The sequence below is a fragment of the Pseudarthrobacter sp. fls2-241-R2A-127 genome (assembly GCF_030209355.1).
Taxonomy (GTDB): Bacteria; Actinomycetota; Actinomycetes; order Actinomycetales; family Micrococcaceae; genus Arthrobacter.
In genome coordinates, this window is record NZ_JARVSF010000031.1 from 53,168 (window position 1) to 63,562 (window position 10,395).

At 67.2% G+C, this 10,395-nt stretch carries 8 protein-coding genes; 4 read left to right on the forward strand and 4 right to left on the reverse strand.

The genetic code is table 11. The features are described from left to right. Positions 1-38: 38 nt before the first annotated feature. Both topA and QRN53_RS18000 read right to left on the reverse strand, forming a co-directional pair. The gene (gene topA / locus QRN53_RS17995; protein ID WP_285245174.1) at positions 39-2,765 is read right to left on the reverse strand and encodes a type I DNA topoisomerase; all 2,727 of its coding nucleotides are present in this window, start codon (positions 2,763-2,765) and stop codon (positions 39-41) included. Between the two features lie 112 nt (positions 2,766-2,877). Continuing rightward, complete coding sequence (locus tag QRN53_RS18000) at positions 2,878-4,515, reverse strand: DUF7059 domain-containing protein (protein ID WP_285245175.1); 1,638 nt, start codon at positions 4,513-4,515, stop codon at positions 2,878-2,880. Positions 4,516-4,558: 43 nt separating this feature from the next. On the opposite strand from QRN53_RS18000, the gene QRN53_RS18005 reads away from it, so the two are divergent. Further along, positions 4,559-5,029 carry a DUF6023 family protein gene (locus tag QRN53_RS18005; RefSeq protein WP_285245176.1) on the forward strand — a complete coding sequence of 157 codons (471 nt, stop codon included), beginning with the start codon at positions 4,559-4,561 and terminating at the stop codon, positions 5,027-5,029. Between the two features lie 49 nt (positions 5,030-5,078). Beyond that, positions 5,079-5,642 (forward strand): DUF6023 family protein, encoded by a 564-nt coding sequence (locus tag QRN53_RS18010; RefSeq protein ID WP_285245177.1) that lies wholly within the window; start codon positions 5,079-5,081, stop codon positions 5,640-5,642. An 8-nt stretch (positions 5,643-5,650) separates the two neighbouring features. Here QRN53_RS18010 and trhO read toward each other — a convergent pair whose 3' ends face one another. After that, positions 5,651-6,547, reverse strand: a complete 897-nt coding sequence (trhO, locus tag QRN53_RS18015; RefSeq protein WP_285245178.1) for an oxygen-dependent tRNA uridine(34) hydroxylase TrhO — start codon at positions 6,545-6,547, stop codon at positions 5,651-5,653. A gap of 104 nt (positions 6,548-6,651) precedes the next feature. Between trhO and QRN53_RS18020 the strand changes: the two genes are divergently transcribed. Together QRN53_RS18020 and QRN53_RS18025 are read left to right on the forward strand one after the other, a co-directional pair. Continuing rightward, on the forward strand, positions 6,652-7,344 hold the full coding sequence (locus tag QRN53_RS18020; RefSeq protein WP_285245179.1) for a GNAT family N-acetyltransferase: 693 nt from the start codon (positions 6,652-6,654) through the stop codon (positions 7,342-7,344). Positions 7,345-7,417: 73 nt separating this feature from the next. Next, complete coding sequence (locus QRN53_RS18025) at positions 7,418-9,793, forward strand: DEAD/DEAH box helicase (protein WP_285245180.1); 2,376 nt, start codon at positions 7,418-7,420, stop codon at positions 9,791-9,793. A 79-nt stretch (positions 9,794-9,872) separates the two neighbouring features. Here QRN53_RS18025 and QRN53_RS18030 read toward each other — a convergent pair whose 3' ends face one another. Beyond that, positions 9,873-10,379: an Rv3654c family TadE-like protein gene (locus QRN53_RS18030; RefSeq protein ID WP_350224187.1), complete on the reverse strand. Its 507-nt coding sequence runs from the start codon at positions 10,377-10,379 to the stop codon at positions 9,873-9,875. Between the last annotated feature and the right edge of the window lie 16 nt (positions 10,380-10,395).

Genomic DNA, 10,395 nt, shown 5'->3' on the forward strand with positions numbered 1-10,395 from the left:
CACGATCCGGTGGCCGGCGCAAACGCGCCGGCCAGCCGCTACTTCTTGGCCGTTGCCTTCTTCTTCGCGGGTGCCTTGCGGGTGGCCGTCCGCTTGACGGGGCCCTTGGCGCGTTTCTCGGCCAGCAATTCCACGGCCTGTTCCCGGGTGAGTTCCTCCAGGGAGGTGGCACGCGGAACCGTGATGTTGGTGATGCCGTCCGTGATGTACGGGCCGAACCGGCCTTCCTTCACCACGATGTTCTTCTCCGACACCGGGTCCGGACCAAACTCGGCCAGCGGGGGCACCGCGGCACGGGCGCCGCGCTGCTTGGGCTGGGAGTAGATCTCCAGCGCCTGTTCCAGGGTGATGGTGAAGATTTCCTCTTCGGATCCGATCGAACGGGAATCCGTGCCCTTCTTCAAGTACGGACCGAACCGGCCGTTCTGGACCGTGATGAGGTTGCCCTCGGCGTCCTCGCCCAGGGCGCGCGGCAGGCTCATTAGCTGCAGGGCCTCGTCCAGGGTGACGGATTCCACGGTCATGGACTTGAACAGCGAACCCGTGCGCGGCTTGGCCTTGACCGGCTTCTTGGCAGGCTTGGGCTTGCCGTTCTTGTAGTACTCCACCGGCTGCTTGGCCAGTTCTTCGTCGGTCATCTCCGGAATGATCTCGGTGACGTAGGCGCCGTAGCGGCCGTTCTTGGCCACGACGGTGTGTCCCGTGTGCGGATCGGCGCCGAGCACGCGTTCCTCCGGTGCCGCCGTCTCCATCAGCTCAATGGCTTTGGCCGCGGTCAGTTCGTCCGGCGCCAGGTCCTCGGGGACATTGGCGCGGGCCGACTCCACGATCTCGCCTGTCTTGGGATCAACGACGGCGGCCGAACTTTCCAGGTACGGGCCGAACTTGCCCACCCGCAAGGTGATGTCGTCGGTGATGGGGATGGAGTTGATCTCACGGGCGTCGATCTCGCCCAGGTTGTTGACGATGCTCAACAGCCCGGGGTCGGAGTCCTCGCCGAAGTAGAAGTGCCGGAGCCAGGATGCGCCCGCCTCCTGGCCGTTGGCGATCTTGTCCAGGTCGCCTTCCATGTCGGCCGTGAATTCGTAGTCCACGTAGTCGCTGAAGTGCTGCTCCAGCAGCCGGATCACCGAGAACGCGATCCAGCTGGGCACCAGGGCAGAGCCCTGCTTCCGGACGTAGCCGCGGTCCTGGATGGTGGAGATCGTGGACGCGTACGTGGACGGCCGGCCGATGCCCTTCTTTTCCAGTTCGGCGGTCAGGGACGCTTCCGTGTAGCGCGGCGGCGGCGAGGTTTCGTGGCCTACTGCCTGGATCTCCGAGGCGGTGAGGGAATCGTCCTTGGCCACGTTCGGGAGCCGGCGGGCTTCGTCGGACTCGTCGTCACCTCGCGTCTCATCTTTACCTTCCTCGTAGGCGGCCAGGAAGCCAGGGAAGGTGATGACGGTGCCGGAAGCGGAGAACTCTGCATCCCGCCCGTCGGTGGCGACGGCACCCAGGCGAATGGTCGCCGTCGAACCTTTGGCGTCGCCCATCTGGGACGCCACGGTGCGCTTCCAAATGAGTTCATACAGGCGGAACTCGTCCCCGGAGAGCTGCTTGGCAACCTGGGCCGGCGTGCGGAAAGAGTCTCCGGCGGGGCGGATGGCCTCGTGCGCTTCCTGCGCGTTGGCGGCCTTGTTGGAGTACACGCGCGGGGACTGCGGAATGTATTCCGGTCCGTAGAGCTCCGAGGCCTGCCGGCGCGCGGCGGTGACGGCTTCGTCGCTGAGCGCCGAAGAGTCCGTACGCATATAGGTGATGTAGCCGTTTTCGTAGAGCCGCTGGGCCACCTGCATGGTGCTCTTGGAGGAGAAGCGCAGCTTGCGGCCGGCCTCCTGCTGGAGCGTGGAGGTGGTGAACGGCGCGGCCGGGCGGCGGGTGTACGGCTTGGTGTCCACCGAGCGGACCCGGAAGTCCGCATTCTGGAGCCCGGCGGCCAGGGACGTTGCCAACTCTTCATTGAGGTGGGCCACGTTCTTGGCGGTGAGTTCGCCGTTGTCATTGAAGTCGCGGCCACTGGCCACCTTGGCGCCGTCAACCGCGGCGAGCTTGGCCTTGAACGAGCCGGAGTCCGCGCCGAACTGGCCGGTCAGGTCCCAGTAAGAGGCAGCCTTGAAGGCCATGCGTTCACGTTCGCGGTCCACCACCATGCGGGTGACCACGGACTGCACGCGGCCGGCGGACAGGCCGCGTGCCACCTTGCGCCACAGCACCGGGGAAATTTCGTAGCCATAGAGACGGTCCAGCACACGGCGGGTTTCCTGCGCATCCACCAGGTCTTGGTCCACATCGCGCAGGTTGCCCATGGCACGCTGGATCGCTTCCTTGGTGATTTCGCCGAACGTCATCCGGTAGACCGGGACCTTGGGCTTGAGCACTTCCAGCAGGTGCCACGCGATGGCTTCGCCTTCGCGGTCCCCATCGGTTGCGAGATAGAGTTCGTCGGCGTCCTTGAGCGCGGCCTTGAGCTCAGTCACCTTTTTCTTCTTGTCCGGGGACACCACGTAGTAGGGCTTGAAGTCGTGGTCGATATCGACGGCGAACTTGCCCACCGATGTCTTCTTCAGCTCGGCGGGGAGCTCGGACGGTTGCGGCAGGTCGCGGATGTGACCGATGGAGGCCTCTACGATGAAGCCCTCGCCGAGGTACTTGGCGATGGTCTTGCTCTTGGCCGGAGACTCCACAATCACGAGTTTCTTGCCGGTTTTGGCCTTGCTTGGCACGGTGCTCCTACAGAAAAAGGTTGCTGGGGCAGATGAGCCCATGTTCGCCTAGTTCACCATATTTTGGGGAATCGTGCGCATTCATGTGGAAAAGACGGGGGCATAAGGGGGCTTACTGTTCGGCCGGAAACGCGGCCGGAATAAGGAACCCGTCCCGCACCAGGTTGGCCACATCGGCAAGCAGCGAGCGCTGGAATGTCCCGGCCTCCCCTCCCAGGAGGGCCTCCAACGCGGCGGCGATCTGCCCGGCGGCCAGGTCGCCGTCGCACGCGGACACAAACCCGGCCAGCTCTGTGCTCATCAGGTTGGTGCGGCGCAGGCCGGCACCCTGCCGGAGCAGGATCACGCCGGGGTGTTCGGCGCCGGGGCGCTGGTGGCGCTCCTCCGTGACGTCGTCGGCCACTAGCAGGTGCGTGCCGGCGAGGTCGTGCCCGGCCAGCCAGTCGCTGCGTTCGACGGCGGCACCCAGGTGGGGCCCAATGGGCTGTTCGATGGGGTAGGTGATTTCCTCGAAGCGGCTGATGGTTTCCTGCCCGTCCGCAGCGGGGCGCCGCAGCCAGACCATGCCGAAGCCGATCCCCGTGACGTTCCGTGACCCGAAATCCGCAAGGTAGGCGGCGTAGGCGTCCCGGTAATGGTGCCGGTCCCGGGATTCGGAGGCGTCCTGCAGCCAGGTTTCGGCATATTGTTCCGGGCTGACCTGCTCGCGCTGGATGAACCAGGCGTCCGTGCCCTGCCGCACCCACGACTTCGGCCGCTCGTCCCAGCTGCTGCCGGCGGCGATTTCCCAGTTGCCCAGCATCTGGGCCCACCCGCCGGGCGCCAGGACACCGGGAAGGTCCGCCACCAGCGCGGCCACGATTCCGTCGCCCGGCAGTCCGCCGTCGCGGTAGGTGAACTGGTCCGCCGCATCCTCGCCGGCCGTGCGCGGGGTAATCACGAACGGCGGGTTGGACACCACCAGGCCGAACTCCTCCCCCGCTACCGGTTCCAGGAGCGATCCCAGGCGCAGGCTGACCCGGTCCTCAAGGCGTCCCGGGTCCACGGAGAGCGCTTCGGCGTTGAGCAGGATGTTGAACCGGGCATAGGCCAGGGCGCGTTCGGAGATGTCGGTGGCGGTCACATGCTGGCAGTGGTGCAGCAGGTGGAAGGCCTGGATGCCGCAGCCGGTGCCCAGGTCCAGGGCGCGTTCGGTGTGGCGGCGGATGGTGGTCTGCACCAGAGTGGTGGACGCCTGGCCGATGCCCAGGACGTGATCGTGCCGCAGGACCCCGGACTGCTGGTGGGCGGCGAGGTCGCTGGCCACCCAGAGTTCGGCGCCGCCGCTGCCGTCGGGGTTGGCGTCCCAGCCGTAGGGGCGCAGGTCGGCCTTGGCCGTGAGGAGGGACGTGCCGGGGACGGGCTGCACCAGCCCCAACTCCAGGAGCCCTTCCACGCCAATGCCCGGCAGCGCGGCGTCGAGCGTTCCTTGTTCCTGCGGCTCAGCCAGGAGCCACAGCCGGACGACGGCGGCAAGGGGCGCCGCGGCTTCGCTGCGCTGCACGGCCTGCCCGGTTGCCAGCATCGCGGGAATGATCTGGTCCCGGTTGAGCGCAGCCGAAGCCGTGGGCCCCAGGAGCCGGGCGACGCCGTCGAGCGTGTAGTCGATCCCGCGCAGGTCCGCGGCGAGCGCGGCCAGCAACCCTGGCCGGTCGCTGCGGGGTGCATCGGGAGTGTTGCCGGCGGTGAACTCGTATGGGGATCTAGGCACCGCCCAAGTTTAGTCCGGCGGGGCTGCGGGGTACGGTGGAACCATGCCTTCCCGCCTGTCCTTCCTTCCGCGCGCCCGCACCACCGGGGTACGCCGTTCGCTGCCGGCGGTCCTCGTTGCCGCGGCCCTTGGCCTCGCCGTCGCAGGGTGTTCGCCCGCAGGCTCGGTGGAGTCTGCGGACGTTCCGCAGTGGCGGGCCACGGCGCTCCCCACGGCGCCGGCGGGCGTGGTGCTTCAGGATTCTGGAAAGATCCTCAACCGGGACCACCTCGTGCAGGAAGCGGCGTCCGTGCCTGCCGGGAGCTACGTGCTCACGGCAGTGTGCGCAGGCACCGGCAAGGCGTTCTTCGCGGTAACGCTGGACGGCAAGGCGGTCACCGAAGCCGGTGCGGCCTGCAACGGCCGTGCCGAGACCACCAGGATCAACCTGCCCGCCGGCGGGCGGGTCCAAATCAGCAGCTCCAGCGTGGACGCCCCGCTGCTCTACGCCTACAGCCTGGCACCGGCGCAATAACGCGGTTCCGGCTATGGCCCGCCGCCTGTCGCGGGCATACAGTCGGACTATGCCCAGCGTGCGGAGGATCTCCGCGCTCCGTCCCCAAAGGACAGCACGGGCGGCCACGGCACCGAGGCCGGCGGCCGCCGTCGCCCTTGGGCTGGTTCTTGCGGCAGGTGCCTTGGCGGGCTGCGAATACACGTACGACGACGGCCGGTCCGGCGCCGTGCAGGCCAGCACCACCACCGCCCCGGTTCCGGCTTTCACCCGCGATCCCCTGCAGCAGGACCCCGTCAGTGGCGCCGCCATCGCTGATTGGGTGTCCCGTGCACTACCGGACAGTGCGGGACCCGAGGTCCAGGCCGACGCCGGGTTGTTGGGTTCGGGCGAGGTGCGGACAGTGTCTTCGCCGGACCTTGCGGCCGGCACCTACGCCCTGGCCCTGGCCTGCCGGAGCCAGCGCAGGGTGACGTTCACGGTGAGCACCGAGACCCTGACGCTGGTGGACCTTGGCCTTCGGTGCGGCATCAACCGCGAAAACGTCTTCTATCTCTCCACCGAGAGCACCCTGACAGTGCGGCTGGAAGCCGGCAGCGCAGCGAACTACGCGTTCCGGCTGCGCAGGCTGTGACGGCAGGCTCAGGCCGCCGCGCAGCCCCCAGGGCAGCGGAGGGTCTCCGGGCTGGCGGCGCACTCGGCGCAGTAGAGCGTCAGGGTGCGGCAGCTCGGGTTGGAGCAGTTCTCGAATTTGCTGGTGGGCGCCGAGCAGCGGACGCACTGGCCGATGGTCTTGGCGTCCTCGCTGAACTCCAGGTGCATGCGCTTGTCAAAGACGTACAGCGAGCCCTCCCAGAGTCCCTGGTCCTTGAACGCCTCGCCGTAGCGGACAATGCCGCCGTCGAGCTGGTAGACCTCTTTGAAGCCGCGGTTCACCATCAGGCTGGAAAGCACCTCGCAGCGGATGCCGCCGGTGCAGTAGGTGACCACGGGCTTGTCCTTGAGGTCGTCGTACTTGCCGGAGTCGAGTTCCTTGATGAAATCGTGCGTGGTGGCGACATCGGGGACCACAGCGTCCTTGAACCGGCCGATTTCGGCTTCGAAGGCGTTCCGGCCGTCGAAGAACACCACGTCCTCGCCGCGCTGCTTCCTGGCGTCCACCAGTTCGTGCAGCTCCTCGGGCTTGAGGTGCTTCCCGCCGCCCACCACTCCATTGGCATCAACGGTGAGTTCTCCGGGCGCGCCGAACGAGACGATCTCCTCCCGCACCTTGACGCTGAGCCTGGGAAAGTCCTCTGCACCGCCGTCGGACCATTTCACGTCGATGCCCCGGAACCCTGGATACTCGCGGGTGGTCTTGACGTACTGTTTGACCGCGCCGATTTCCCCGCCCACCGTGGCGTTGATTCCGTCCTTGGAAATGAGGATGCGGCCGGTCAGGCCGAGTTTCTCGCAGAGGGCGCGCTGCCACAGCCGCACGGCGTCCGGATCCGCGATGGGGGTAAAGCCGTAAAAAAGCACAATTCGGTTCAAAGCCACGTATTTAAGGGTACCGCCGGGCCGGGAGCGGGCGCGTATCACAATTGCATAAGCACTTGGCCACCCCCTGTTGCTGGCCTTCCGGCTGGAATAGTCTTCATGCCATGAGTCAGGAAACCCTGGTTGAAGACATCACTGGCCTCTTTCACGTGTGGGTTGCCGGCTGGGCGGGATGTCGCGGCTACCGGACCTCGACAGAAGGCCGGTTCCCTGCCGTGCTCCGCGCTGATACCAGCGGGGAGTGGGAGGTTTTTGCCTCCGAACCTACCCCCGACGAATTCGCGGCCCTGGCCACCAAGACGGCCGAAGCGCCCGCGCGGGTACTGACCATCCTCACGCACGATCCCGCCCGTTTCACTGGTTTGGCGGCCAAGCACGGGCTGAACGTCACGTCTGACTCGCAGACGATGATGATCGTGGACATGGAGACCCAGGATGCCGAGGATCCGTGGCTTTCCGACGACGACCTGAGCCTGTCCACGTTCGAGCAGGACGGCGTGCACTACGCCGAGGTCCGCTCCGGGGACGCCATGGCGGCCAGCGGCAGGATGTTCGTTGTGGGTGACACCGCGGTGTTCGACAAGATCATTACCGAGCCCGCATTCCAGCGCCGGGGCCTGGGCAGCTTCATCATGCGCGCCCTGGCGGCGCAGGCCTTCGGGCACGACGTGCGCACCGGACTCCTGCTGGCGTCCACGGACGGGCAGAAACTGTACTCGCACCTGGGCTGGACCACGGTGGCCCGCGTCCTGATGCTCTCGGCGTCCCAGGATGGGGCGGATCTTTCGCTCAGCTAAGGGTGCAACCGCCCGGTTGTGCGTTTGGCGAACCGCGGCCCTCCGGCTTGGTGCCGGGTGAAAGAATGGTGGGGTGACCCCCCATGACTCCCTGATTCCCCTGCTGGGCCGCGGCCCAGAACCGGAACAGCTCCGTCATGTCCGCACCATCCCAGCGCGCGCGGCGGTCAACGAACCATGGCCTGAATGGGTGCACCCGGACCTCGTTGAGGCGTACGGCTCGCTCGGCATCCGGGAGCCGTACCGGCACCAGGTGGAGGCGGCCAACGCAGCCCATGCGGGGAAGCACGTTGTGGTGGCCACCGGAACCGCGTCGGGGAAATCGCTGGCGTACCAGTTGCCGGCGCTGGATGCGATCCACCGGTCGGAGCTGCGTGTGCTGGCGGATCCCGGGAAGATCCATGACGACGGCGCCGTGACGCTGTACCTCTCCCCCACCAAGGCCCTGGCCGCCGACCAGTTGAACGCCATCCGCGCCTTGAAACTGCCCACAGTCCGTGCGGAGACCTACGACGGGGATACCGATCCCGCGGCCCGCCGCTGGATCCGGGACCACGCGAACTTCATCCTGGCCAACCCCGACATGCTGCACTTCGGCATCCTCCCCAACCACGCGTGGTGGGCGTCGTTCTTCCGCCGGCTGCGCTACGTCATCGTGGATGAAGCCCACAGTTACCGAGGCGTGTTCGGGTCCCATGTGGCCAACCTCATGCGGCGGCTGCGCCGGATCTGCGCCTACTACGGGGCGGGGTCATCGTTCCCGGAGCCGGTGTTCATTGCCGCGTCCGCCACGGCGTCGGAGCCTGACGTTTCCTTTGCGCGCCTCATTGGCGCCCCCGTCACGGCGGTGTCCCGCGACTGTTCGCCCCACGGTGCCACGACGGTGGCCCTCTGGGAACCGGCGCTGACGGACGTCCGTGGCGAGAACGGCGCCAAGCAGCGGCGGACCGCCGTGGCGGAGACCTCGGACCTGCTGGCCAACCTGGTGTCCGCGCAGGTCCGCACCATCGTGTTCATTAAGTCACGACGCGGCGCAGAGACGATCTCCGCTATCACCAAACGGCTCCTCGACGAAGTCGATCCGAGCCTCCCGCAACGGGTGGCAGCGTACCGTTCCGGCTACCTGCCGGAGGAACGCCGGGCGGTGGAGAAGTCGCTGCGGTCCGGCCAGCTGCTGGGTGTTTCGAGTACGTCGGCCCTGGAACTGGGGATCGACATTTCCGGCCTCGACGCGGTCCTGGTGGCCGGATGGCCAGGCACGCGGGCCTCGCTGTTCCAGCAGATTGGCAGGGCGGGCCGCGCGGGCCAGGATGCGATTGCCGCCTTCGTGGCAAGCGATGACCCCCTGGATACGTATCTGGTGAACCACCCTGAAGCCATCTTCGACGTTTCGGTGGAGGCAACGGTGTTCGACCCCTCCAATCCCTATGTCCTGGGCCCGCATCTGTGCGCCGCAGCGGCGGAACTACCGCTGGGACCGGCGGAGCTCGAGCTCTTCGGCGATGCCGCGGAGATGCTCCTGGACCGGCTGGTGGCACAGGGCTACCTCCGGCGACGGCCGGCCGGCTGGTTCTGGACCCATTCGCAAAGTGCCGCCGCCATGGTCAACCTCCGGGCGGACGGGGGCGGACCTGTGAGCATCGTGGACGCCGAGACCGGTTCGCTCCTGGGAACCATGGATTCGCCGCAGACCCACTACCAGGCGCACACCGGCGCCGTCTATGTCCACCAAGGCGATACCTATGTGGTGGAGGACCTGAATGAAGACGACCACTGCGTCATGGTGCGGCGGGCCAACCCGGACTATTACACGACCGCCCGGGACGTGACCCAGATAGAGGTCCTGGAGACCCAGAGAACCATGCAGTGGGGTGACGTGACGGTACACTTCGGCGACGTGAAGGTCACCACCCAGGTTGTCTCTTTCCAGCGCAAGGCACTCGTCTCCAATGAGGTGCTGGGCGAGGAACCGCTGGAGCTGGGCGCCCGGGACCTGTTCACCAAAGCCGTGTGGTTCGTGGTGGAAAACCGGTCCATGACAGCAGCAGGGCTGATAGAGGCGCAGTTCCCTGGTGCCCTGCATGCTGCCGAACACGCGGCGATCGGGCTGCTCCCCCTGGTGGCTTCCAGCGACCGGTGGGACATCGGCGGGGTTTCTACAGCACTGCACGCCGACACCGGGGTGCCCACCATCTTTGTGTATGACGGGCACCCTGGTGGCGCCGGGTTCGCCGAACGGGGCTACGACAAGGCCATGGTGTGGCTGGCGGCCACGCGGGACGCCATCAAGGCCTGCGAGTGCGAGTTCGGCTGCCCGTCCTGTGTCCAGTCGCCCAAGTGCGGCAACAAGAACAACCCGTTGGACAAGGCCGCGGCGGTAACCCTGCTGGACGTCCTCCTCAAAGACGCCTCCGAAACCAGCCGTGAGGTCCTGGACGCCAAAGGCTGAATGGAACCTGCCTGGCCGGAGGACCGTGCCGGGAGGTCCGAAGAGACAGGCCGCTCGTCGGAGTCCCGCAGACGGCTCCCTATGGCGGCGGCCCGGCCCGTGCATGTCCGGTGGCGGCGCCCAAAAGCGATCGTTCATTGAGCTCGGTCCGCACCTCAACAGTCTGCCCGGCCCCCTTCACGCAACTGGTCACTGTGGCGGCATGGCGTGCCGACACCTCGGACGCAACGGTGCAGGGTTCCCCTGTGGTGATGCCGCGGAGGGCGTCGGCCGCGGCCAGGGCTGCCAGGTCCGCGGCCGTAGCTGCCCTGCTGGCCAACACCGCTGACTGGGCGAGCAACAGCATGACGGCCATGGCTGCCATGACCACCAGGGCCAGCCCCGCAGCCAGGACCGTTCCGGACCCACGCTCGAGGCCATCGGACTCCTCCGGCCGGCTGGACGCGCTTCGAAGGTGTACCGGGCCGGCAACTGGGCGGCACGCTCCAGCGGCACCGGGGTGGCAGACGCCAGCGCCAGCGGGGTGGCTCTGCCCAACCACTGGGCAGCAGACGCCAGCGCCAGCGGGGTGGCTCTGCCCAACCACTGGGCAGCAGACGCCA